The 23,874-nt window shown below is 70.7% G+C and carries 20 protein-coding genes and 1 pseudogene; 14 read left to right on the top strand and 7 right to left on the bottom strand.

The window, feature by feature from the left end:
• The first annotated feature begins 224 nt into the window (after nucleotides 1-224).
• Together WME95_RS46710 and WME95_RS46705 are read left to right on the top strand one after the other, a co-directional pair.
• The gene (locus WME95_RS46710) at nucleotides 225-1,154 is read left to right on the top strand and encodes a BON domain-containing protein (protein ID WP_437905657.1); all 930 of its coding nucleotides are present in this window, start codon (nucleotides 225-227) and stop codon (nucleotides 1,152-1,154) included.
• Nucleotides 1,155-1,285: 131 nt separating this feature from the next.
• Complete coding sequence (locus WME95_RS46705; RefSeq protein WP_437905656.1) at nucleotides 1,286-1,681, top strand: GFA family protein; 396 nt, start codon at nucleotides 1,286-1,288, stop codon at nucleotides 1,679-1,681.
• Between the two features lie 98 nt (nucleotides 1,682-1,779).
• On the opposite strand, the pseudogene WME95_RS46700 reads toward WME95_RS46705, so the two are convergent.
• A pseudogene (locus tag WME95_RS46700) lies at nucleotides 1,780-2,055 on the bottom strand (hypothetical protein); the annotation flags it as partial.
• Nucleotides 2,056-2,152: 97 nt separating this feature from the next.
• Between WME95_RS46700 and WME95_RS46695 the strand changes: the two are divergent.
• Nucleotides 2,153-2,968, top strand: coding sequence for a methyltransferase domain-containing protein (locus WME95_RS46695; RefSeq protein ID WP_437905655.1), 816 nt, complete (start codon nucleotides 2,153-2,155; stop codon nucleotides 2,966-2,968).
• Between the two features lie 73 nt (nucleotides 2,969-3,041).
• Here the strand turns inward: WME95_RS46695 and WME95_RS46690 are convergent, their stop codons facing one another.
• The 4 genes from WME95_RS46690 to WME95_RS46675 all read right to left on the bottom strand — a co-directional run bounded on the left by WME95_RS46690 (nucleotide 3,042) and on the right by WME95_RS46675 (nucleotide 6,878).
• Complete coding sequence (locus WME95_RS46690) at nucleotides 3,042-3,947, bottom strand: carbohydrate-binding family 9-like protein (protein WP_437905654.1); 906 nt, start codon at nucleotides 3,945-3,947, stop codon at nucleotides 3,042-3,044.
• A gap of 10 nt (nucleotides 3,948-3,957) precedes the next feature.
• Nucleotides 3,958-5,598: a signal recognition particle protein gene (gene ffh / locus WME95_RS46685; RefSeq protein ID WP_437547412.1), complete on the bottom strand. Its 1,641-nt coding sequence runs from the start codon at nucleotides 5,596-5,598 to the stop codon at nucleotides 3,958-3,960.
• A 183-nt stretch (nucleotides 5,599-5,781) separates the two neighbouring features.
• Nucleotides 5,782-6,324: a hypothetical protein gene (locus tag WME95_RS46680; RefSeq protein WP_437905653.1), complete on the bottom strand. Its 543-nt coding sequence runs from the start codon at nucleotides 6,322-6,324 to the stop codon at nucleotides 5,782-5,784.
• Nucleotides 6,325-6,335: 11 nt separating this feature from the next.
• Entirely contained in the window at nucleotides 6,336-6,878 is a 543-nt protein-coding gene (locus tag WME95_RS46675) for a hypothetical protein (RefSeq protein ID WP_437547410.1), read from the bottom strand.
• A 156-nt stretch (nucleotides 6,879-7,034) separates the two neighbouring features.
• On the opposite strand from WME95_RS46675, the gene WME95_RS46670 reads away from it, so the two are divergent.
• From WME95_RS46670 to WME95_RS46620, 11 genes are all read left to right on the top strand, one after another.
• A complete protein-coding gene (locus WME95_RS46670; protein ID WP_437905652.1) occupies nucleotides 7,035-11,045 on the top strand; it encodes an RHS repeat-associated core domain-containing protein in 4,011 nt (1,336 codons plus the stop codon).
• 5 nt (nucleotides 11,046-11,050) lie between these two features.
• The gene (locus WME95_RS46665) at nucleotides 11,051-12,727 is read left to right on the top strand and encodes a hypothetical protein (RefSeq protein WP_437905651.1); all 1,677 of its coding nucleotides are present in this window, start codon (nucleotides 11,051-11,053) and stop codon (nucleotides 12,725-12,727) included.
• Between the two features lie 319 nt (nucleotides 12,728-13,046).
• Nucleotides 13,047-13,757, top strand: coding sequence for a hypothetical protein (locus WME95_RS46660; protein ID WP_437905650.1), 711 nt, complete (start codon nucleotides 13,047-13,049; stop codon nucleotides 13,755-13,757).
• 40 nt (nucleotides 13,758-13,797) lie between these two features.
• On the top strand, nucleotides 13,798-14,523 hold the full coding sequence (locus WME95_RS46655) for a hypothetical protein (RefSeq protein WP_437905649.1): 726 nt from the start codon (nucleotides 13,798-13,800) through the stop codon (nucleotides 14,521-14,523).
• Between the two features lie 395 nt (nucleotides 14,524-14,918).
• Nucleotides 14,919-15,203 carry a hypothetical protein gene (locus WME95_RS46650; protein ID WP_437547406.1) on the top strand — a complete coding sequence of 95 codons (285 nt, stop codon included), beginning with the start codon at nucleotides 14,919-14,921 and terminating at the stop codon, nucleotides 15,201-15,203.
• Nucleotides 15,204-15,216: 13 nt separating this feature from the next.
• Entirely contained in the window at nucleotides 15,217-15,570 is a 354-nt protein-coding gene (locus tag WME95_RS46645) for a type II toxin-antitoxin system RelE/ParE family toxin (protein WP_437905648.1), read from the top strand.
• A gap of 99 nt (nucleotides 15,571-15,669) precedes the next feature.
• Nucleotides 15,670-16,779 (top strand): glycine oxidase ThiO, encoded by a 1,110-nt coding sequence (gene thiO, locus WME95_RS46640; protein ID WP_437905647.1) that lies wholly within the window; start codon nucleotides 15,670-15,672, stop codon nucleotides 16,777-16,779.
• A 549-nt stretch (nucleotides 16,780-17,328) separates the two neighbouring features.
• Entirely contained in the window at nucleotides 17,329-19,056 is a 1,728-nt protein-coding gene (locus tag WME95_RS46635; RefSeq protein WP_437905646.1) for a discoidin domain-containing protein, read from the top strand.
• A gap of 203 nt (nucleotides 19,057-19,259) precedes the next feature.
• Nucleotides 19,260-19,844, top strand: a complete 585-nt coding sequence (locus WME95_RS46630; RefSeq protein ID WP_437905645.1) for an RNA polymerase sigma factor — start codon at nucleotides 19,260-19,262, stop codon at nucleotides 19,842-19,844.
• Nucleotides 19,784-20,527, top strand: coding sequence for a zf-HC2 domain-containing protein (locus tag WME95_RS46625; RefSeq protein WP_437905644.1), 744 nt, complete (start codon nucleotides 19,784-19,786; stop codon nucleotides 20,525-20,527). The genes WME95_RS46630 and WME95_RS46625 overlap by 61 nt, the downstream gene beginning before the upstream one ends.
• A gap of 21 nt (nucleotides 20,528-20,548) precedes the next feature.
• Nucleotides 20,549-21,652, top strand: coding sequence for a cytochrome c biogenesis protein/redoxin (locus WME95_RS46620; protein ID WP_437905643.1), 1,104 nt, complete (start codon nucleotides 20,549-20,551; stop codon nucleotides 21,650-21,652).
• A 103-nt stretch (nucleotides 21,653-21,755) separates the two neighbouring features.
• Here the strand turns inward: WME95_RS46620 and WME95_RS46615 are convergent, their stop codons facing one another.
• A complete protein-coding gene (locus WME95_RS46615; RefSeq protein WP_437905642.1) occupies nucleotides 21,756-22,184 on the bottom strand; it encodes a (deoxy)nucleoside triphosphate pyrophosphohydrolase in 429 nt (142 codons plus the stop codon).
• A gap of 214 nt (nucleotides 22,185-22,398) precedes the next feature.
• A complete protein-coding gene (locus WME95_RS46610; protein WP_437905641.1) occupies nucleotides 22,399-23,742 on the bottom strand; it encodes a hypothetical protein in 1,344 nt (447 codons plus the stop codon).
• Nucleotides 23,743-23,874: the final 132 nt, after the last annotated feature.

Below are 23,874 nucleotides of genomic sequence, written 5' to 3'. Positions count from 1 at the left end.
CTGCGACGAGAGGCGGAAAGGCGCTCAAGGCAAGCTCTTCTGTGCTGATCCGATGAATCGTCATTTTCGGGATCGCCCGGGCGCGAGACGAAGGGTTCTCCCCGGTGGCAGAGGGCGCCGACGCGACCCATCTTCACGATCCAAGCGACCAGGCTGGCGCGATCTGCCGCGCGGCGGAGGCGTGTTGAAGGCGCAGTGCTCGCCAGGAAGAAAGGAGGCACAGGATGCGAGATCGATTCGACAGGGACACAGGCTACGGACGAAATGAGCACGGTTGGGATCGGCGCTACGGAGACGACCGGGGCCATTTCACCGAGCGCGGCTATCCTCGCGACGAGCGCCGCAGCGCGGGCCCGATCGACGATCACGGGGCCACGCTGCGCGACGGCCGCGATTGGGGCCGCGAGCAGGCTCGCACGGTTGGGCCCACGACGCACCGCGGCCCCGTGGGTCGCGCTCTCGGCGACGGTCGCTTCGCCAGCAGCGACAATCGTCCCGGTGACGAGGAGCGCGGCTGGCCCCACGACGACCGCGGCGGCGATTACGCCGGCGGCCCCGGTGACAGCCGCAGCTTCGGCGGCAATCCCCTTCCCGCCGTGGGCAGCGCGTACAACTTCAATCTCGGCGGCGCCTATTACCTCGGCATGACCCGCGTCGTGAACCCCGACTACGGTCCCGATGCGGCCTGGGGCGGCGGCGCGTACGGCGGCGAGCGCCCCGATCACGACGAATCCGGCCACTCGGCGCTGGAGAGCGTCGGCCACGCGCTCGGCGAGATCGGAGACCGCGTGCGCAGAGCGCTCGGCCGCGGACCGAAGGGCTACAAACGCTCCGACGCGCGCATCCACGAGGACATCTGCGAGGTGCTCTCGGAGCGCCACGACATCGACGTGAGCGACGTCACGGTCCAGGTGGAGAACAACGAGGTCATCCTCGAGGGCACGGTGCCCCAGCGCCACCACAAGCGCATCATCGAGCTCGTCGCCGAGGGTACGCGGGGCGTCGAGGACGTGCACAACAGGATCCGGGTCCAGCGAGCGATGGAGCCGACGACCCGCTCGAACGCCACGGCGGGCACGATGGGCGATGCCGCCCTGGCGGGCGCGCAGCAGGGGGCGTCACGCCCGACGGCGAGCCACTCGGCCCGGATCTGAACCAGCAGACGCGATATACACCATTGATGTAAATTTGTGATACAGGCGCTGACCTGGCCGCTCGGCGGCGGGCGTTGCCGGTGAAAACCGGCGCGGGCTACGAGGGCGCCGGGCCTGTGAGCGGAGGCGACATGCAAGCTGGATCAGAGCGCGTCCGGAGCGGCGGCTGCACCTGCGGTGCGGTGCGCTTTCACCTTCGTGGCGAGCCTCTCCGCGTGGGCATCTGCCACTGCACCTCGTGCAGGAAGGAGACGGGCAGCGTGTTCATGCCGTTCGCGGTGTGGCCGTGGGCGAGCTTCGAGTCCACGGGCGAGACGAGGTGCTGGGAGGGACGCAGCTTCTGCCCGACGTGCGGATCACGGCTGTTCTCGCCGCGGGAGGAGGAGGGGGAGGTCGAGATCAAGCTGGGATGTCTCGACGACGCTCCCACGGATCTCGCTCCGACCTACGAGCTCTGGATCAGGCGCCGCGAGGGCTGGCTGCCCGCCCTGGCGGACACCGAGCAGCACGTGGGGGATCGGCCATGAGCGGGCCTGCAGGCGCGCGAGCGTCGGGCGCTCAGCGGTCGGGCGGCTCCGCCCGGTAGCCCGGCTTCGAACCGTCCGACGCGGAGGGCGCCGCAGCGCCCGGCTTCGCCCTCGCCCCCGTCCGGCACCGCCGGCTCCGGGATGGTCGTGGTGCGGTTGCCCGAGTGGAACGCGGCCGCGTACACGCGCGATCCGTCGGGCGTCACCGCGAGCGCGCGCGGCGTGTCGCCGAAGAGGGTGACGATGGTCAGCGGATCGCCGCCGAGCGACGCCCCCAGGTTCCTCGAATCGAAGACCCAGACGTCGGCCCGGCCGACCCCCGGCGTGGTGAGCTGCGGGTCGAAGGGCACGTTCTGACCGCGGTGCGCGGCAGTGCACGGCACGGCTCATGCCGGGAGCCGATGAAATCAACCAAGGCCATCCAGTGACCGTTGAACGGCGTGGGCCTCACCCAGCGACCGGGGATAAACGATGAGTGAGCGCGAACAATATTTCCTCGGCTACCGGCGCGCGGAGCAGGAGCGGTTACAGCAGCAGTCCGAGCAGCTGGCCCACGAGGCGGACTGGCTGCTCGATCAGATCGGGCTAGCCGCCGGTGCCCGCGTCCTCGAGCTCGGGTGCGGCCCCCGCGGCTGCCTGGACCTGCTCGCGGCGCGCGTCGGCCTCGCGGGGAGCGTCGTCGGCGTCGAACGAAGCGGCGAAGCGGTCACCCTCGCCCGGAAGTTCATCGCACAGCGCGGCCTTCGCAACGTCGAAGTCCTGGAGGGGGACGCCCGAGCCACATCCCTCCCGAAGGAGTCCTTCGATCTGGTCACCGCCCGTCTCTTGCTGGTCAATGTCCCTGACCCGGAGCAGATCGTCGCAGAAGCCGTGTCGCTGGCGCGCCCGGGGGGAGTCGTGGCGTTCCACGAGGTCGACTGGGCCGCGATGATCTGTGATCCACCCGAGCACGCATGGACCACGCTCATCGAGCTGTTCGTGCGCTACACGAAGCGCAACGGAATCGATCTCTTCATCGGGCGGAAGCTGCCGCGGTTGCTCCGCGATGCCGGCCTCGCGTCGGTGCGCATCCAGCCGATCGTCCACGTTCATCCGCCCGGCGACGCTCGTCGCCCCATCCTGCTCGAGTTCGCCGACAACCTGCGCGAACGCATCCTCTCCCAGCGCCTGATCGCGGAGCAGACCTTCAGCGATCTGAGGGAAGCGTTGATGCGTCACATCGAGAATCCAGAGACGCTCGTCGTGCACGGTCCGTTCTTTCAGGTATGGGGCCGCAAACCGCGGTAGCGACGCGCCTCCCTGCGAGCGATGGAGCGGACCGCGACGGTGCGACATGGGCACGTCAGTGAAACGAGCCCGATCACGGCCCCACGAAGCGAACCCGCCCGAACCGCCGCGCCCGGTGGAAGTTCCCCTCGCCAAGGATCGGCGACCACGCCGCCCCGCCGTTGTCCTGCATGGCGTAGAAGTTCATCCGCCACGCGTCCCCGGGCGACGGCGGCGCCGCCTTCGCCTTCGCGAACGAGCGCCACGGGATCTTCGCCTCGACAACGTACCCCACGTCCTCGTCCGACCCGTCGTCGAGCGTCCCTCTCAGCGCGACCGCGCTCGCGAGGCCCGCGCTCCACGCCTCATGGCCGAAAGGCCCGCTCGGGCCGCCCCTTGGAGCGTTGTAGTCGTCGAACTGCGAGTCGAAGACGAGGTTCTGCGGGTTGATCTGGATCTCGTAATAGTCCTTGTTGTCCCCGTCGCCGTCGGGGTCGATCATCACCTCGACGGTGTCCCGCTCCCAGAGGTGCGGATCGCGCGCGCCCTCGGGGAACCCGCCGGTGATCGTCGTGTCGCGGACGTCGAATCCGACGTAGAGAAACCCGTCGTCCCAGAGCAGCCGCGCCTCGCCCTGCGTCGGCAGCGACCGATCCTCGCGGCCCGTGCCCACGTTGACGAACGGGCCTGTCGCCGCCGCCGCCTGCCACGCCGGCTCGTCGAGGCGGCCGTCGATGGCGATCGCCGCGCCGGGCGCGAGCTTGCGCACCGAGAGCTCTTTCACGACGGCGGGCGGTCGTCTCTGGCTCTGTCCGGCCCCCGCGCCGCTGCTCGCCGGCGCGCGACCCGTCGCCCCGGGCGGCGCCGCCTCCTGCTCGCCCCCGCCGCCCCGGGAGCACGCGGCGGCGAAGGCCACGGCGACGAGCGCGAGCGCCCGCGCGCGAGCGTGCGCGCCGTGCGCGCTGTCAATAAAGCGCCGCCGGCAGCAGGGCCCGCGCACGCGGCCGCCGCTACTTGCGCCCCTTCTTGCGGGCGTCGCGCTCGCGCTTGCGCTGCGCCTTCTTCGCGTTGCGCTCGGAGGCGCTGAGCGTCTTCATCTTCGTCATGTTCGGGCCCCCGGCGCCGGCGCCCGGGAAGCCGCCCATGCCCGGCATCCCCATCCCGGGCATCCCCATCCCCGGGAAGCCCATGCCCGGAAAGCCCATGCCCGGCATCCCCATCCCGGGCATGCCGCCGCCGGCCATCATCTGCTTCTGCATCTCCCGCATGTTCTTGGCCATGGCCATCTGCTTCATGCCGGGGATCTTGCCCATGAGGCCCATGTTCTGGCCGAGGCCGCTCATCATCTGGCGCATGAACAGGAACTTCTGGACGAGCTCGCTCACCGCCTCGGGCTTCGAGCCCGAGCCCTTCGCGATGCGCTCCACCCGCTTCGGCTCGCGGACCAGCGCGTACGGGTCGCTCTTCTCGAGGCGGGTCATCGACTGGATGATCGCCTCGATGCGGACGAGCTCCCGGTCGTCGAGGTTCACGTCCTGGGGCAGGCCGCCCGGGAACATGCCGCCGAGGGGCAGCTTGTCGACGAGATCCTTCAGCGATCCCATCTTCTGGATCATCCGCACCTGATCGAGGAAGTCCTCGAGCGTGAAGTCGCCCTGGAGCATCCGCGCGGCGTCCTTCTCGGCCTTCTTCTGGTCGACGACCTCCTCGAAGTCCTGCATGAGGCCGACGACGTCGCCCATGCCGAGGATGCGGCTCGCCATGCCGTCGGCGCGGAACGGCTCGAACTTGTCCGTCGTCTCGCCGAGGCCGGTGAAGAGGACGGGCGCGCCCGTCACCTCCTTGATGCTGAGCGCGGCGCCGCCGCGGGCGTCGCCGTCGAGCTTCGTCAGCACGACGCCGCCGATCGACAGCCGCTCGTTGAAGCCGCGCGCCGTCTTCACGGCGTCCTGGCCGATCATCGCGTCGACAACGAGGAAGATGTTCTCCGGCTTCGTCGCGTCCTTGATCTGCGCGAGCTCCTGCATGAGCGGCTCGTCGATCGCGAGGCGGCCGGCGGTGTCGTAGATGATGACGTCGCGGCCGAGCCGCTTCGCCTCGCCGCGGGCCGCGGCGCAGATGGCGACCGGCGACTCTCCCGGCACGTTGAACACGGGGATCTTGAGCGACTCGCCGAGGACCTTGAGCTGCTCGACGGCCGCGGGGCGCTGCATGTCGGCCGCGACGAGCAGCGGCTTCTTCCCCTGCTTCTCGAGGTAGCGCGAGAGCTTCGCGCAGCTCGTCGTCTTCCCGGAGCCCTGGAGGCCGACCATCATGATGCCCGTGGGCCCGCTGTCGGCCCAGGCGATCTCGTCGCCCTCGTGGGTCATCATCGCCTCGAGCTCGTCGTGGCAGATCTTGATGAAGTGGTCGCTCGCCGAGACCTGGTGGACCTCGCCGGCGTGCTTCACGCGCGTCTCCAGGGTGCGGCCGACCGCGGCCTCCTTGACCCGGGCAAGGAACGCCTTGACCACCCCGATCTCGACGTCGGCCTCGAGCAGGCTGAGCCTTACCTCGCGGAGCGCGACGTCGATGTTGCCCGCGGTGAGCTCCGTGAGCCCGGCGAGGCGGTTTCTGGCCTGACGAAAGCCCCGTGTCAGCGTGTCGAACATGGCAGGGCGGGTCTTAGCACAGGGGACCGCGAGCGCGGATCCCCTTGCCCTCTTCAACGCCGCGCGACGCGCTGCGCGGGCGCGGCCGGCGCCCCTCCCCGGGGCGCGCGGCGCGGGCGCCTCGGCCGGCGCGGACGCCGCCGGCGCGGGCGCGGACGATGCGGGCGCGGGCGACGCGGGCCGTCACATCCCGCGCCGGCCCGAGCGGCGGAGGATCGCGAGCGCCTCGGCGCACCTCGGCATGACCTCGGCGCTCTCCTTGACCTTGGCGTCCGCCGCGACGAGATCCGCCAGCGCGCCGGGCCCTGCGGCCCCGTCGGGCGCCTCGAGCAGGGCGCGGACGCGCGCCTCGGCGGCCGTGGCGTCGAGCAGCAGGCGGTAGGCCCGCGCGCACGTGTCCTTGGCGCTCGCGGCGGGCGGCGTCGACGCGGGGTGGCGCTCGAGCTCCGCGAGCAGCGCCTCGCGCGCTTCGCGCGGCTCGCTCGGGGCGTCGCGGAGGACGTCGATCGCATGCAGGAGCGCATCCGCCTCCTGCTGCTCGGCCGATCGGCCGCACCCGGGCGCCAGCTGGACCATGGCGACGGCGGCGAGCGCCGCGGCGATCCGCTTCGCCGCGGCGATCCGCCGGTCGGCTGTCCCTGCTGCGCCCGCCGTCCCTGCTGCGCCCGCCGCCCCTGCTGCGCCCGCCGCCCCTGCGCTGCCCGTCGCGCCGGGCCTCGTCGTCACGCTGGGCACCCTCAGTCGGCGGTCTTTGCGGGCGGGCCCATCTGGATGCGCTCGCCGAGGTAGGAGCCGATCAGCGTGAAGAGCACGCCGATGAGCGCCATGATCACGTACATGAACAGCGGCATCGTCCGGACGGTCTGGCTGTGCAGGAGGTAGAAGACGGTCGGGATCGCGACGAGGAACGACGCGACGACCGGCTCGAGGAACGTCTTTCCGGGCGAGATCATGCCGAGGAGGACGCCGCCGATGAACCAGACGGGGATGGCGACGATCATCCCGTTCGACCCCTCGAAGTCGAGCTGCTGCACGATCATGGGGAGGCCGCCGACGAGGGCCGCGGTGAGCACGCTCTGCAGGACGAGGGCGATCAGGCACCAGAGGATCGAGAAGCCCTCCTGCTGGTAGCGGCGGTTGCGGTCGAGCTCGGAGTCGCGGAAAGGCGCGAGCGAGCCCATCCTGGCGCCGCACGCGATGCAGCGCCCGCTCGCCGTCACGGAGGCGTTGTTCGCGCCGCACGACGGGCACAGGATGGAGCTGTCGTTCTTCGAGGGCATCGCGGCTAGGCTAGGCAAGGCGCCGCGCGCGGGCAAGCGCGTGACGCGACCCCCCCTGCTCCGCGGGCGGGCGAGCGCGCGGCAAGCTCGGGGGCGGCGCGCGAGGACGGTGGGCCGCTTGACGGTGCGTGCGGCGCCTGGCGACCATGCGGGCCCATGGCACGAACGGCGCCGGTCCCGAACATCCCCGCGATTCCCGGCATGAACCCCGGCACCTTCATCCTGGGCGGCGGAGGCGGCGGAGGCGGCGGCCGCGGCCGCGGAGGGCGTGGCCGCGGCGGCGACCAGGGCGCGGGCGGCAAGGGCGGCGGCAAGGGACCGCGAGGCGGCGGCAAGAACGCAGGCGCGTGCGGGCCCGGCAGCGGCGGCGGGTGCCCGAACCCGTCGCACGGGCGCGGGGGCGGCACGTCGGCCGGTGACCCGGTCGATCCGGTGACGGGGCGGGTCTACACCGCGAAGGCCGTGGATCTGGCGCTCGGCGGGATGATCCTGCCGCTCCGGATCGAGCGGAGCTACTCGTCGGAGACGAGCGACGTGGATCTGGGGCTCGGGTTCGGGTGGAGCCACTCGCTGGCGTGGGCGATCGAGGAGCGACGGCGGACGCTGCGTGTCCTGGAGCCTCACGCGGCGCCGACCGAGGCGGAGATCCCCGAGCCGGGCCGTCCCGTGCCGATGCCGTGCGGCGTGCTGAGGCGTCACGAGGGCGGCTACACGCTGGAGGCCGAGGGCGTGCTGCTCGTGTTCGGTGAGAGGCAGGAGAGCATGTGGCTCTTGTCGCGCATCGTGGACCGGTACGACAACGAGATACGGCTCTCGTACGAGCGAGGGCGCCTGTCCCATGCGATCGACGCAGTGGGGCGGATGGTCCGCGCGCGGCGGTACGCGGACGGGAGGATCGCCGCGTTCGAGGTGAACGACGAGTCGCCGGGCGGAGGGTGGCGCGCCTTTCGCACATACGGTTACGACGAACGAGGCGATCTGGTAGCAGCGCGCGACGCGGCGGGCAGCGAGGAGCGGTACGAGTACGATGAAGAGCACCGCATGCTCCGGCGCCGCGAGCCCGGCGGGCTGGTGGCGGAGTTCCGCTATGACGATCACGGCTGCTGCGTGGAGGCGTGGTGCCATCGCGAGGGCAACGACGCGCTCGAGCCTGACGTGCCGGACACGCTGGATGACCGGGAAACGAGGGCGAAGGGGTTCTGTCACGTCAAGATCGACGATTACAACCACTTCGTCGAGGTCATCACCTCGCGCGCGAAACGGCGGATTGAAGGCAACCAGCTCGACAAGGTGAACGGCGTCGCGTGGGACGGCGGCATGCACGCCTACACGTTCGACGCCACGGGCAACGTGCTGGTGTATCGGGACGCGCTGGGGCACGCATGGCGCTACGAGCGAGACGACCTGGGCCGGCTGCGCATCGTGACGGACCCGATCGGCGCGAGAACCGTGTATGAATACGACGAGCGGGGCTTCATCGAGGAGGTGCGCGACGCCATGGGCGGGTTCGCGCGCTACCAGCGGAACGCGCGAGGCGATGTGGTGGCCGTCGAGGACGAGCTCGGGCCGGTGGTCGGTTTCCGCTACGACGAGCGCGGCTTGCTCGTCGAGGCCACCCTGCCGAACGGCGGAGTGACGCGGATGGTCTACGATGCGCTCGGCAATCGTGTGGAAGTGATCGAGCCGGACGGGGCGAGGCGGAAGGTTCGCTATGATTTCCTGGGGCGGGTGACGAGCTTCGTTGATGAGCGTGGGCTGGAGACATCCTATGACTACGACGACTGCGGAAGGCTACTCCGTGTGCGCCGACCGAGCGGGGCGACGGACTGGTATGGTTATGATGTCGACGGGAACCTGTCGGAGATAGCCGACGCGGACGGCCGGGTGACGGCGCTGCGATGGGGCGGGATCGGCGTGGTGACCGAGGTGGTAAGGCCGGACGGGAGCGCCGTGCAGTACTTCTATGACCGGGAGCAGGACCTGGTGCGGGTGGTCAACGAATCCGGCGAGGAGCACCGGTACGTGCGGCGCGGCGAGGGGCGGATCGGCGAGGAGCGAACGTTCGATGGGCGGCGCATCTATTACCAGCACGATGTGATGGGGCGGATTACGCAGATCCGGGATGGGCTTGGTACGGTCGACTTCGTCTATGACCCGTGCGGCCGGCTCGTGGAGCGGCGGTTCACGGATGGGCGGACGGAGAGCATCGGTTATGATCTGCTCGGCCGGATCGAGGTTGTGACGAGCGGCGACGTGATATGCGAGTACACCCATGACGCGCGCGGGAGGGTGGTGCGGGAGACGGTGGCGCGGGGCGGGCGGCGGACGGTGGTGGAGACGGCGCACGACGCGCTTGGCAAGGCGGTGCACGCGAGCGGGCCGTTCGGGCGGATGGAGATCGCGCGCGACGTGGTGGGGCGGCCGTTGGCGGTGGCTGTCGGGGACGTCGGCGCGCAGACCATGAAGGTGCAGCTGACCTACGATCCAGCGGGTCAGGTTGTCGACCGGGTGCTGCCCGCGGGAGGGCGCATCGCGGAGGGGTGGACGCCCGATGGGCTTCCGTCGGGGGTGCAGGTGACGGGCCTCGGGACGACGCCCGCGGTGCGGCCGGGCGAGCCGGCGTGGGTGGGGCCGCTGCCACGCGAGGTGACGTTCGCGCAGAGCTACGGATGGTCGGCGGCCGGGCTGCTCGGCACGGTGGGCAGCGGCGCGCCGGGCGCGGCGTATGTCGAGTACCTGCGCGATGCGCAGGCTCGGGTGGTGGGGCGGGAGCGGGTGGACGGGGCGCGGCGGGCGCTGATCGAAGGGTATCGCCACGGGCCGAGCGGGGAGCTCTACGAGAGCGCGACGCTGCGGCAGTATGCGCCGGGCGGGCAGCTCAAGAGGCGGGGAGGCGCGGAGCTCGCATACGACGAGCGGGGGCGGATGACGACCAAGCGGCTGCCGGGCGGGCGCGTCGCTCGCTTCGAGTGGGGCGACGACGATCTGCTCCAGGCGGTGCGGTTGCCGGACGGCCGGCTGGTGAGCTTCACCTACGATCCGTTCGCGCGGCGGCTGGAGAAGCGGGTGGAGCGGGGGCGCGACCGGGAGGTGGAGAGCGTGACACGCTATACCTGGAGCGGGGATGCGCTGGTGCACGAGATCCGCGAGCTGTTCGGGGAAGCGGGTGGGGAGCCGGTGGTGGAAGAGCGAGCGTATGCGGTGCTGCCAGAGGGGGTGACGCCCCTCGCCGATCGGGTGCGGCGGCACGACAGCGACGAGGTGCGGTACTACGTCGAGGCGCCGAACGGGATGCCGGCGGCGCTGGTGGGCGGCGACGGGAGGCTCGTCGGCCGGCTCGATGCTTCGCTGTTCGGCAAGGTCGAGGGGGAGCAGGCCGGGCTGACGCCCGTGCGGTTTCCGGGGCAGTGCGCCGACGAGGAGACGGGGCTCTGCTACAACCGGTATCGGTACTATGACCCGGAGACGGGGCAGTACCTGAGCCCGGAGCCCATCCGGCTGGAGGGTAGTTTGATGGCGTATGCGTACGCCGATGGATCGCCCATCGACCTCACCGATGTCGATGGTTTGATGCGATGTACCATCACGCGCAGGGATGGCTCAGTCGTGGAGGATGTTAGCGGATTCAATGATCCACTGACCGGAAACAAGAGAACGCCAGACCAGCTTCATCCAGCCGTTCAGGCAGCTCTGCCTCCTTCCAACGCTCGAGGTCCGACATCGCGAACGCCCTCATCTGGCTGCGCCGAGCCATGGGCGCTGTCCAGGCATCTCGACGACTGGGAATCCCGTAACGCGCCGAAGACTTGCCGGCCTGAAGATCCGAGATGGCGAGACAACCTCAAGGCTGCGCTCGGAGAAATCAACCCGCGCGGAGGCATTGCGTCCGCGGAGGGCGACTTGCCGCGCGCATCTTGTCCTAACTGCTCTCAAACGATCCCTCGTCTCTGGGCGCTCGCCGGCCAGATGCCACCGAACGGCGTGATCGCCCCAGGCTACCAGGGAAAGAGGCGGAGAGGAGCGGTTGGGCCGACGACCGATCCTGCGCCTCTCTATTTCCACCAACAGTCATCGAATCATCTCGCCAGCACGAGCGACTATGGAAATCGCCAGCTCGGCACCTGGAGCCGCGGCGAAAATGGATGGAAGCGCCGTCCCCAGAGGTGAGAGCCATGCACATCTACTCGTCGCGCATGTTGAAGTATCTATCAGGGCCCCAGAGCGGTTTCAGGCCATGGTCACCCGATGCTTTACAGAGAGTCGAGCGCGAGCATGGGCCGCTGTCGAAGAAGCATTGGGAGATCGAGGAATCGCTGTTTGAGGCCGGTGGGCGTCGCGGCTCTCCAGTCATTGGGTCCTATGTGTTCGGTGCTGCAGAGTGTCTTCGCGCGGGCAATGTACCGCTATACAATCGGAGCACACTTGGCGGAGCGTACGCGACGCTGTTTGCCTGCTCACCACGCGGCGGGCTCTATGTATCACCCTCGGGATCGGTCGAAGATCATCGGGGGTATCTCATTGGTCGTGAGGTCCACTCTGTGATCGAGCGACTCGCGATGATCGAGGGGCGCGAGTGGCTGCCGATGCGAGCGGTCCTCGTTGGAGACTGCCCAGACAAGATGCTAAAACGTTCGAATCTCAGACCCATCAGGGAAGCCAGCGACGGCCATGTTGAGGTTTGGGCGGACGAAGATGCCCTGATTGTCACAAACTCGCACGATGGCAACAGAGCGTTTTTTGGATCGTTTGAGTCAGCAGATCGCGTTCTTCGGGCCTTATCTTCGTCGAACATCCTTGTTTACATAGAATCAGATTCTCAGACTGAGATCGTGGACTCGGACGATGTCGAGTGGACCGCTCCACTCGAGAGCAAGGCGCAGTACAACATAAATGGGGAGCGATTGATCGGGAGCGACCCGTCCGCGCGGCTGATTTTTGAAGCGACCGGTCGCAAGGGGCACGTCGTCGAAAAGAAGGTATTCTATGGCGACCGCACAGAAGTCACGCGTTACGCCGCGGCCTCCAGATACCTTGACAAATTCGTCTCAGACCGAGTCACTCGTCACTGTGACATTCATGGCCTGTTTCGCGACCCAACGCTCGCCTGCGGATTCGATGCGTTGGCAACCGAGCTCGAGCGGCGAGGCCTGCCATTTTATGATGCATGGTTCGAGTTCGAAGAGAAGTTCGGCGGAATCGCCTGGGAAAGTGTCCATCGCGGTCGCACGGAGATGTCTTTGGGGATATGGCAGTGCTTGTCCGCCTCTGCGAGAGACGAGCCTGCGTGGCGAATCAAGTCGAGCCAGCTCGCCTCAGATGTGTGGCCAACGGCGCGCTACAAAGAACGTCACCTGATCTTGGCAGGGGCCATGGACAACTTTGACGATCAGCTATTCGTCGATGAGCGCGGCGCCGTGTATCGACTCGTGGGACTACTCGACGAGCTCAGCGCCGAAGCGACGAACGGTCGCTCGTTCCTAGAGAAAATGGCCGCCGAATGGGAGATGTACGGGGCCATTGAGGAGTCAGCCCCTACGACGATTGATGCAGATGTGTCAAAGGAGCTCGTTGGGCGACTGTCGCTCTCGTTCCTGGAAGAGGCTTCGGACGCGGTGTCGCGCGTGTTTCGCAGCGACCAGCTATGGGTCTGGCAGCATCTCGCCTTTGCTCCCAATGCGGCGAAGACGACGCTGGTGGCGCGTACGCCGCAGGCTGTCGTTGATGCGGTCAAGATCGCGCGCGAGATGGATCCTAGCATCGGTGTTTCGGTGCGAAGAGATCTCCCCGGGGGGCGAGCGCGCCTCTCCGCGCTCCGTGCTGCGGGGATGAGTGTGCGGGAAATCTTCTGAGATAGTGGCTCCTTCCGTGGGTGCCGATCCGTCGGCGTCGAGACGCAGCATCGAGCGCGCCCTCCGCCCGTGTCTTGCGCGCCGCGCCCGACATCCTACACGCCCAGGTCCGCCACGCCCGAGCCCGCTCCTCCCTCATCCTCGTCGCCACCGTCGTCACCGTCGCCGCCGAGCGCGGCCGCGTCCTGCTCACGCAGCGCAGGGCGGCGCGCACCTCGAGGGTGCCAGGGAGCTCCGCGGCGGCAAGGTCGAGGCTGGCGAGGATCCGCGAGACGGCGGTGCACCGCGGCCGGCGCTCCGGCTATATACTCGACGAAGCGTGCCCACCGACCCGACCTCGACCCTGGAATCCATGACGTCCGGCCCGCGCGGCCCGGGTGGCGATGGCCTCGACGTGGCGGGGCCCGATCCGGAGCTGCTCGCGCTGCCCTCGCCGCCGAAGCAGGAGCGCACGGTCACGGTGGCGCTGATGGCGGCGACCGCGATCGCCGCGCTGTGGATGGCCGTCGCGCTCCTCGGGGAGGCGCGTTACGCGCTGTCGGCGGGCCAGCCGGCGGACGTGGGAGAGCTCGCGTCGCTGCGGCCGCAGGCGGACCTCGCGAACCGCTACGTGCGGGCCGGAGGCCTGCTCGGGACGCGCGGCGCGATCCGGTACGGGCGCGCCGCGGAGGGCGACTCGTTCCGGCTGGCGCCGGTGGCGGGCAACCCGGCGCTGTGGGTGGAGATCCGGGTGCCGGAGGGCTTCGAGGGCCCGCGCTTCGTTCCGCCGAGCACGTTCGCGGGGCGGCTCGTGCCGTTCAAGAGCGCGGGCATCCGGCACGCGCGGCTGGCCGCCGAGGTGGAGGAGCAGGCGGGGATGGCCGTGACGGACGACGCCTGGCTGCTCATCGACGGCAGCTCGCCGCGCGCGTCGCGCTGGGCGGTCGCGCTCGTCGCGCTGTTCGTGGGCTTCGCGGGCTGGAACCTGTTCGGCATCGCGCGGGTGCTGCACCGCGTGCGGGACGCGAGGGACGCGCGCCGCGCTTCTTGACGCGCTCGCGGCAGGGGAGCAGGACGCTCCCTGCCCACCGATGCCCAAGGTCACCTTCGTCAACGAGCACAGGACGGTCGAGGCCGCGCCGGGTCGTCTCCTCAGCGACATCGCGGCCGAGCTCGGGATAGCGGTCTGCCGCGAGGCGTTCCGGGGCACCGGCATCGGCGATTACACGTGCTGGGTGAAGGGGGAGCCTGGCGCGACGTCGCCCCCGACGTTCCTGGAGAAGCTGCTCGGCGCGCGGGGCCAGCGGCGGATGGCGAACAGGACGCGCGTGCTCGGCGACGTGCAGGTGTGGACCCAGGCCGGCCCTGGCAACCGGCTGCGCGCGCCGCGGCCGATCGCGCCGCCGCCGAGCCCGGCGACGGATCCGGAGGCCCCGCGCAAGCCGATCGACGCGAGCGGCAGCGCGGCGTTCCCGTACGGCGATCCGCGCGCGGTCGGCCACGGCAAGCGAGAGCCGATCGCGGCGGGGGCGCTCGAGGCGAAGGCCGCGAAGGAGAAGAAGGCGAAGGCGGCCCCGGCGAAGGTGGCGGAGGCGGCGCCGGCGAAGGCGGCGGAGGGCGCGGCGACAGAGCCGGCGGAGACAGCCAAGGCGCCCGGGGCAGCCAAGGCGCCGAAGGCGTCTGAGGCCGCACCGAAGGCGACGGAGACGGAAGCTCCGAAGAGCGCTGCGACCGAGGCAGCGACAGCACCCGAGGAGACGACAGCGACCAGGGCTGCTGCGATAGCCGAGAAGACCGGTGGAGGGGAATCGCCGTAGCAGGCCTCGCGCGCTTGTACCGCTCCAGAGCACGGGCGAATAACACGCCTTTTGCGCGGTTCCAGGCGCTCCCAAGAGACGGGAAGCCGGTTGAAAGCTGGCCCGATCGGGATGAAGCATGGCTCGATGTCGTTCGCGGCGTCCGTGCAGCGGTCGCAAAACTCACGGCACGCTCGAGGTAGCCCAACGACGAGCGGCAGCGATGGTCATTCCATAGAGATCTCCGACCTCTCCCCAGCAGCGGCCGGACGGCCCGGTTGCACGCTATAGTGGATTTCACTATCCTGTCTCCGCGAGGAGCACCGATGAGAGGGACGGGAACGGCGAAGCGTGGCCGGGATAAGGAACGCGGTCCGGCGGGACGAGGCCCGGACGAGGACAGCGGACCCGTCAGCGTGGTGCTCCCGGCCGAGCTCCGGGAGCGGGTCCAGGCCGAGGCAAAGAAGCGCGGCCTCAAGCTCTCGCCCGCGATCCGCGCGCTCCTCAGCGAGCGCGTCCAGGAGATCGACGACGTGGAGCAGCTCAGCCGGGCCGAGGAGTGGCAGCGAGCCCAGGTCTGGGCGGTCTGGGAGCGGATGAAGGCGGGAGACCACGACGAGGCCGCGCGCCAGGAGATCGACTCCATCTTCGACGAAGCGCGCGAGGCGCTCCGTGAGGCCCCTCGTCGCCGCGCCCGCTAGGCCAGGGCGCCGCGTGGGCCGCCGCGTCCGCTTCCGCCGGGAGTTCGCCCGCGACCTCCGCGATCAGGTGCGCTGGCTCAATGAGAACCGCGGGCTCGAGCAGGTTGAGCGCCTGCGGACCGGACTCGACGAGGCCATCGAGCTCCTCGCCCGCTTCCCTGGGATCGGTCCCGCCGAGGCAAAGGACGACGAGGACCGCGCCGTCGTCCGCAGGCTCCTCCTGCGCAAGCTCCCCTACGTCGTCTGGTATCTCGTGGACGCCTCCGACCCCGACGGTGACCTCTGGCTGCTGCGCCTCTTCCACGCGCGGCAGCAGCGGCCGCTGGCCGGGGCCGGCCTCCCCTCACGGAAGCCGCGGACGAGGTGAACGGGCAATGCGTCGCGTCGCTCCTCCCGGCGCGCGCCAGCCCCCGCAGCGCTCCCGCGCACGGCCCCCCTCGGCGCCCGGCGTGCTATGCACGCGCCGATGAGCGACGTGGTGGTGATCGGCGGCGGCGTGGCCGGGTGCGCCTCGGCGCTGGCCCTGGCGCGGCGCGGGCTGTCTGTCCGCGTCCTCGAGCGCAACCAGGGCGAGGGCGCTTCGTGGGCGGCGGCGGGGATCATCGGCCCCCAGCTCGAGGCTTCGGGCGACGGCCCCCTCGCGCGGCTCTGCCTCGCGAGCCGCGCCCTCTACGCGGAGCTCGCCGCGTCGCTCGTCGAGGCGACGGGGATCGACGTCGGGTACCGGCAGAGCGGCGCCCTGCGCGTGGCGTTCACCGCGGAAGGCCGCGAGGAGATCGCGCGCGAGCTCGCGTGGCAGCGGGAAGCCGGCCTCGCCGTGGAGATCTGCGACGGCGACGGGGCCCGCGCGCGCGCGCCGGCGCTCTGCGACGAGGTCGCCGGCGGCGCGTGGCTCGCCGACGAGGCGCGCATCGATCCGCCGTCGCTCATGCGCGCGCTGCGCATCGCGGCGGAGCGCGCGGGCGTGCGGTTCAGCACCGGCGCGACCGTCCGGCGCATCGTGGTCGAGCGGGAGCACGCGCGCGGCGCGCAGCTCGAGGACGGCACGAAGGTCGAGGCCGGCTGGACGGTGCTCGCCGCCGGGAGCTGGTCGTCCCTGCTCGACGCGTCGGGCCTCGCCCCCTCGGCGGTGCGCCCGGTGCGCGGGCAGATCGTCGAGCTCACGCCGGCGTCGCCGGTGCTCTCGCAGGTGGTCTACGGGCCCGGGTGCTACCTGTCGCCGCGCGACGACGGGCGCGTGCTCGTCGGCGCGACCGTGGAGTTCGCCGGCTACGTCACCGCGGTGACGTCGCGCGCCGTGCGCGACCTCCTGACCGCGGCGCTCCGGCTCGCGCCCGCGCTCGGCGACGCGCCGATCGGCAGGACGTGGGCCGGCCTCCGGCCCCACCCGAAGGACGCGCTGCCGATCCTCGGCGAGGGGGAGATCGCGAATCTGCTCTTCGCGACAGGGCACTTCCGCAACGGCGTGCTGCTCGCCCCGGTGACGGCGAAGATCGTGGCGGCGCTGATCGCCGGAGAGGAGCCGCCGGTGGATCTATCGCCCTTCTCCGCCAGACGGCCCGGCATCACCGGCTGAGCGCGGCGGCGAGATGTGCGCACCGCGCGCGGCGAGCTGACGGTCGTCCGCTCGAGCATCGATGCGCGGAGACCCTCGCGATGGTTCGGCGCGGCAGCGCCCAAGCCCGCTGGACCCCCTGCCCGATGGGAACGACGCCAGCGTGAGGGTGGCAACCCGCTGAGCTCCCTCGCGAGGCAAACGCTCATCGGGGAGCCTCGATCGCCAGCCGTGAATTGACCACAGCCCATTCGGTCAGCAGACGAGACGCTGACAGACATCCTTTTTTCAGGGCGGCGGCCAGACATGCAAGGCAATGACCTGTCGACCAGGAGCAGGCTCCCCAGCACGGGCTTGACATCGCCGGCAAATACCGTATCTCATCTCCTTGAGAACTTCGATCTTACTTGGTGGCATCATCACGCACACTGCCTTGAGGTCGGTAAAATGATCCACCGAAAGGAGAATACCTTGAACTTACGCACTGCCGTCCCCACAATGTGTGTCGCCCTGACGGCTGTTCTCGCGGGCTGCGTCGTAGGCGCCGACACAGGCGCTGGCGAGGGCTCTGTGACAGGCAGCGATGAAGTCGGCGGACAGCAATCATCGTCGCTTTCTGCGCCGGGTTGCACGGTTCGCCTCACGCAGTCGAGCCTCGTCGCCAGCGTCGCGCAGGCCGAGAACCCGGCGGCGAACGTCGGCGATGGCAGCCTGGCCACCCGCTGGTCGGGCCGCGGCAAGGGCGCCTACGTGACGGCGGACCTGGGCGCGAAGCAGCGCATCTGCGGCATCTCTCTCGGCTGGTACAACGGCGGGGTCGACGGGCGCATCTACGACTACGCGCTCTCGACGTCCACGGACGGCCAAAATTTCTCTCCGCTCTTCGCGGGGAAGAGCCTGCCCAACACCTCGCTCCAGCCGGTCGAGCTCCAGGCCGTCGACGCGCGGTACGTCCGCCTCACGGTCAACGGGAACACCCTGAACGACTACGCCAGCGTGACGGAGCTCCAGATATCCGCCAGCGCGGCCCCCGCCGACGCCTTCGTCCATCCGGGCATCCTGGTCAGCAAGGCACAGCTGGATTTCGTCAAGACGAAGATCGGCGGAGGTGCGCAGCCCTGGACCAAGGAGTACCAGCTCGCCATGGGCTCGAGGCACGCGAAGCGGGACTACGTCGCCAGCCCGGTGCCCGTCGTCAAGTGCTCCACGCCCGGCTCGAAGCAGAAAGCCATCGAGTTGGGCTTCGAGCAAGCGGGGTGCAGCGAGATCGTCAACGACGCGAACGCCGCCTATACGCAGGCGCTGCTCTTTTACTACAGCGGCGACGCGCAGTACGCCGAGAACGCGCGGGGCATCCTCGACGCCTGGGCGCGCACGATGACCGCCATCCTGTTCGATCAGCCCCGCTTCCCGGACAACAACGGTCAGGTCTACGCCAACGGCCACTTCGCCGCTGGCTGGGCAGGCACCAACTTCCTGCGGGCCGCGGAGATCTTGCGCTACACGTACGGCGGCTGGACGGCCGAAGACACGGCCCTGCAAGAGAACCACTTCAAGACCGTCTACTGGGACCTGGTGAAAGACGGCTGGACGGGCGGCGCGAACCGGACCTCCGTGATGAACGAGACGGCGCTCGGCATCGCGATCTTCACGAACGATCGCGAGAAGTACGAGTACGTCGTGAGCCAGGTGGAGCACTCCAGCAAGGCCATGATCTACATGCCGAGCGACGGCCGCCAGCCGCTCTATCCCATCTATCAGGGCCGGCCGCGCTACACCGACGACGCGAAGGGCGCTCTCGCGGGGATCTGGAGCAACCCGACGCGCTACATCGCCGGCCTGGAGCAGGAGACCTGCCGCGACCTCGGGCACATGCAGATGGGCGTGAGCTCGCTGGCGAACATGGCAGAGACCCTTCGCATTCAAGGCGATGCGCGCAGCGCCTACGGCGACGACCCGGTTCATGACGAGAACCGCCTGCGGGAGGCGCTCGAGCTGAACGCCGATTACGCGCTGCAATACCTCGACAACACGGGCAATCGGGTCGGCGTGAAGGTGACGCCCGCGGGCTGGATGCCGGCGCGAAACTGGCCGTGCAGCAGCTTCGCCGAGACCGCCGGCGGCGGCTCGGCGGTCATGGGCTGGGAGATCGGGTACAACGAGCTCCGCAACCGGCGCGGGATCAGCATGCCGAAGACAGAGGAGCTCATCACGCGCGTCAGGGCGATGAGCAGCGCTTCCACCCGGGTCGGCAACCACATCGGCTGGGAGACGCTGACGCACGCGGGCGCGCCCTAGCCGCCCCTAGCCCCGCTCGTCCTGAACACCGGCTCCCGCGCGCCGCGGGAGCCCCTCCCCTGCGTCGCCCGCCGGCGTTGATGCGTTCTGGACCACATCGCAGTCGAGATCCCGCGCGTCAGGAACTTTTCTCGGGGCTCGCCGTGTCCTGAAATGGTCCGGGGAACGAGGCAGCGTCGGCTCTCCTCCTCCCGGCCCGGCCCATGCGCACGTTTCCCCACACCTCGTTCCTCGATCGGCTCCTCGCCGAGCTCCCGTGCCTCCTGCGCGCGGCGCGCCGCCTGACGCGCTCGGAGCAGGACGCCGAGGATCTGGCGCAGGCGACGATCGTGCGCGCGATCGAGCGGCACGCCGACCTGCGGGACGAGGATCGCATGCGCGCGTGGCTGCTCCGCATCGAGCGATCGGTGCTGCTCAACGCGACACGCGGCGCGCGGCAGCGGCTCGAGGTGATCGAGGGCGGCCGCGGCGCCGAGTCGGTGCCGGAGCCGCAGGGCAATCTGGAGGCGGAGCTGCTCGAGCGCGGCTTCGCCGACGAGGTCGAGCGCGCGCTCGCGCGCTTGCCCCCGGAGTGGCGCGAGGCGCTGCTCCTGCGGGAGATCGAGGAGCTCTCCTACGAGGAGATCGCCGATCTCCAGGCGTGCCCGGTGGGCACGGTGCGATCACGGCTCTCGAGGGCGCGGCTCGCGCTCGTCGAGGGCCTCTCCGAACGATGCGAGGAGACGTCATGGCAGGGTGCAACCGCGAGTGGTTCGAGAACATTTCGGCGTGGCACGACGGCGAGGTGACGCCCGAGGACGCGGCGCGGATCGAGGCGCACCTCGCCGGCTGCGCGCCCTGCCGGCGCGCCGCGGAGGTCCTCGGCGGCGTGCGGCGCGCGCTCGTCGCGAAGGCGGACGGGGAGGTCCCGGAGCGCCTGCGCGATCGGGCGGAGGCCGCGGCGCGGAACGCGCGCGCGCGGCGCCGCGGCCCCTGGGCGATCACGGCCGCCCTCGGCGCGGCCGCGGCGGCCGCCGCGCTGCTCGTCGGCAGCCCGGGCCGGGGCGTGAGCGCGGCGATGGCCGACGAGCTCGTGAGCCATCACGTGCGCGGCTTCGCGCGAGAGCGCCCGTGCGACCTCGAGTCCTCCGATCCGGACGCCGTCGCCGGGTGGCTCGAGAGGGAGCTCGGCTACGCGGTGACCGTCCCGGCGGTGTCCGGCGCCCGGCTGCTCGGGGCGCGCCTCTGCCAGATCGGCGGCACGCGCACGGCGGCGCTCATGTACGAGAGCGGGGACAAGCCGCTCACGGTGTTCGTGCCGCCGCCCGGGTCGGGCGCCGCGACGGCGGCGCGCGCGCTCGCGGGGCGCGGCGTGGGGTGCACCCGGGGGCCGCTCGGCAACGCGATCTGCGCGAGGAGCGTGGAGCAGCCGGTGCTCGCGGTGGCTGAAGTGGACACAGCGGCGCTCGCGCCGACGCTCTTCGGGCGCTGATCCCGTCGATCGCGAGGACCCATGACGATCGGCTCATTGCTGGCGCTCTTCGGCGCGGGGCTCCTGACGTTCGCGTCGCCCTGCGTGCTCCCCATGCTCCCCGTCTACCTGTCGGCCCTCGGCGGCGCCGGGGCGCTCGGCGGTCCGGATCCGGCGGCGGCGAGGCGCGGCGTGCGCCTCGCCGGTGTCGGCTTCGCGATCGGCCTCGCGATCGTGCTCGTCGCGCTGGGCGCCGGCGCCTCGGCGATCGCCGCGGCCGTCGCGCCCCACCGGCGCGCGTTCACCGTCGCGTCCGGCGTGCTCCTGGCGCTCTTCGGCGCGAAGCTCCTGGGCGTGCTGCGCCTGCCGTGGCTCGAGCGCGAGGCGCGCCCGCTCCTCTCCCGCCTCCCGGGCGCGGGCGGCTTCTGGGGGGGCATGCTCTTCGGGATCGCCTTCGCGGCGGGGTGGACGCCGTGCGTCGGCCCGGTGCTCGGCGCCGCGTTGACCTACGCGGCCAGCGCGGGCGCGAGCCCGCTCACCGGCGCGATCCAGCTCGGCGCTTACGCCGCGGGCCTCGCCGCGCCGCTCGTCGCCGCGGCCTTCGTCGGGCCGGCGGCCGTCGCGCTCGCGCGCCGCCTGATGCCGGCCACGCCGGCTCTCCAGCGCCTGACGGGTGCGCTGCTCGTGGCCGCCGGGATCGCCGTCGCCGACGGCCGCCTGGACGCCCTCTCGCCGGCGCCCGCGGCGGCCGTCGATGCGGGCGCGCCCTGCGAGGTCGGCCCCGCCGGCGCGTGCGCGGCCCCGGAGGGCGCGGTGGCGCAGGGCGACGTCGCGCTGCCCGAGGGGATGCCTCGGCTGCTCGAGTTCGAGAGCGCGCACTGCGCGGTGTGCGAGCGCATGGCGCCGCTCGTGAAGGAGCTCGAGGCGCGCTGCGCCAGGGAGGACGGCACCGTCCTGCGCATCCAGGTCGACGATCCGCGCGGGCGGGCCCTCGCCGCCCGCTACGGCGTGCGCTTCGTTCCGACGTTCCTCAGCGTCGACGCCGCCGGGCAGGAGGTGGAGCGCGCCGTCGGCGAGCTGCCTGCCCAGCGGCTCGCGAGCCTCATCGGCGACGTCCGGGGCGAGGCGTGCCCCCCTGCCTTGTGAGCCCCGGCGGCGGGGCTCGCTATCCCCTCATCCCGGAGGCCCCCCGAGCCTCGCGGAGCGCCGTGTACCAGCGCTCAGGCGGGAGACACCGTTCCACGACTGGCTACGTCGCCACGAGCCGCGCGCGCACCTTGGCGAGGACCGCGACGTCGGCGGGCGGGAAAAGCTCGTCCCGGAGCTCGGCCGCCTCGGCCCAGCGCACGTCGGCGACGTCGAGCGCGGCGGGCGCGGGCGAGCCCTCGGCGAGGGCGGCGGCGTAGAAGAGGAGGAGCACCGGCCTCTTCGGATAGCGGTGGTAGGTCACCTCGACGATGTCGCCGACCCGGGCCTCGACGCCTATCTCCTCGCGCAGCTCGCGGATCAGGGCGTCCCGCGGATCCTCGTCGGCCTCGACCTTGCCGCCGGGGAACTCCCACGCGCCCTCGAGGTGCGCGCCCGCCTTGCGCTGCGTGAGCAGGACGCGGCCGCGCTCGATGATGACGGCGGCGGCGACGAGGACGAGGGGCGGAGCGGGCTCGGGCGTGGCGGACATGGGCGCGTAGAATGTCGGTCGCGACGCGCAAGACAAGGGCGAACGGCCGGCTCGACGCCGCACATCCCTCCGGCGTCTTCATTGCCTTGCGCGGCTCGGATTTCTCACCCACGGCCTCGTGCGCCGGCGGCGGCGGGAGCGGGGGCGCGATCGGCGACAGCGGCAGGACCGGGAGCACCTCCGGCAGGCCGGTGTGGCCCGTCGCGGCCCGTGATCACGGCGTGTAGCTGGGCAGCTCGATCACGTAGGCGTCGACGGTATCCCCGTTGCCCCAGTCGCTCCCGAACACGGCGCGCGTGCCGCTGGGGCTCGGCACGGTGTGCGGCTCCGCCCAGTACGGCTCGGCGAGGTGGGTATTCTCCTTGCCCCAGCTCCGGTGGCGGCCAATCCGGCAGACCTTGCCCGTGCTCGTGTCGGCGATCAGATTCTCCATGTCGAGCACCCCTGTGCCCGACGCATCGCCGATCGACGACACGAACACCCATCCAGGCTGCTTGTACGCCATCCCCGAGATGTGCCCTGTCGGGGGATAGGGCCACCCCGTCTCCGGGCCGATGACCACCTTCGAGGTGCCTTCCGCGAGATCCCATGTGACGAGGAGCCCGATGTCGTCATTGCCGCCGGGACCGGGATCGTAGACAGCCCCGTTCCAGGTGTCGTGACCGTTCACCCTGCTCAGCGACGCGTGGCCGTACGGCTCCAGCAGGTCCAGCGTACGCACCGCGTTCAGCTGCGGATCGGTCACGCCGCCGCTGTCGCTCAGGAACGCGAGCGTCCCGCTCGGCGCGACCTGGGCGGGGTTCTCGCCGAGCGCCTTCCTGGCGAGCACCGTATTCTGGCCGACGTCGTAGATGAACACCTGATCATCGCACGTGAGGCCGATGCGGTTCGAATCCCACGACATGAACAGCGGGTCGCTGCCCGCGCTCGCGCCGCCCGAGCAGAAGTCGAACGTCGTCACGACCTCCTTCGTCCCGGCGCCGACGTGGTAACGGATGAAGTCCTTGCCGTCGACGTAGAACAGGACGTCGGGATCGGAGGTGTGCCAGTAGACCTGCTCGATGTCCGCCGGCGAGATGTCGAGCGCCTCGATGAACTGGTACGTCTTGCCGTCGTAGAGCTGGTGCTCGCCGGCCGCGACCGAGAAGAGGAGGAGCCTCGACTCGTCCGCGTTCCACGCCGATATGGTCGAGTACATCGGCTTGATGACCGGGTCGTTCCCGCCCCCCGGCGCGACCGCCGTGATCCGGCGGATCGTGGTGCCGAACTCGGCGTCGGTGACGGCCTCGCCGAGCGCCGGCCTGGCGAGCTCGGTCATGGGGCGCGCTTCCTTGTCCTGCACGAGGCCCGCGCAGAGATCGATCGGCTCGCCCGGGCCCGCGCCGCCCGCGCCCGCAGAGCCGCCCGTCCCCGCCGCGCCGGCGGCGCCCGTCCCCGCAGCGCCACCGGATCCGGGCGTTCCTCCGGTCCCGCCGTCTCCGGCCGAGGAGCCGCCGTCGGAGCAGGCGGCGAGGAAGGAAGAGGAGACGAGGATGGTGGCAGCGACGCCGACTCTCATGGGGTTTCCTTGGCGCGAGCCACGACGCGTGGCCGCGGCAGCATACCCCGAAGCAAGGTCGGGCATACGCGACAGATTGCGGACCCGCCGGCTGTCCCACCGCATGGCAGCCCCGGTCACGATACAGCCCGA

This window comes from Sorangium sp. So ce327, assembly GCF_051530205.1.
Taxonomy (GTDB): domain Bacteria; phylum Myxococcota_A; class Polyangia; order Polyangiales; family Polyangiaceae; genus Sorangium; species Sorangium cellulosum_B.
The sequence above is the reverse complement of the archived record's forward strand: the minus strand, read 5'-3'. Positions and strand labels throughout refer to the sequence as shown.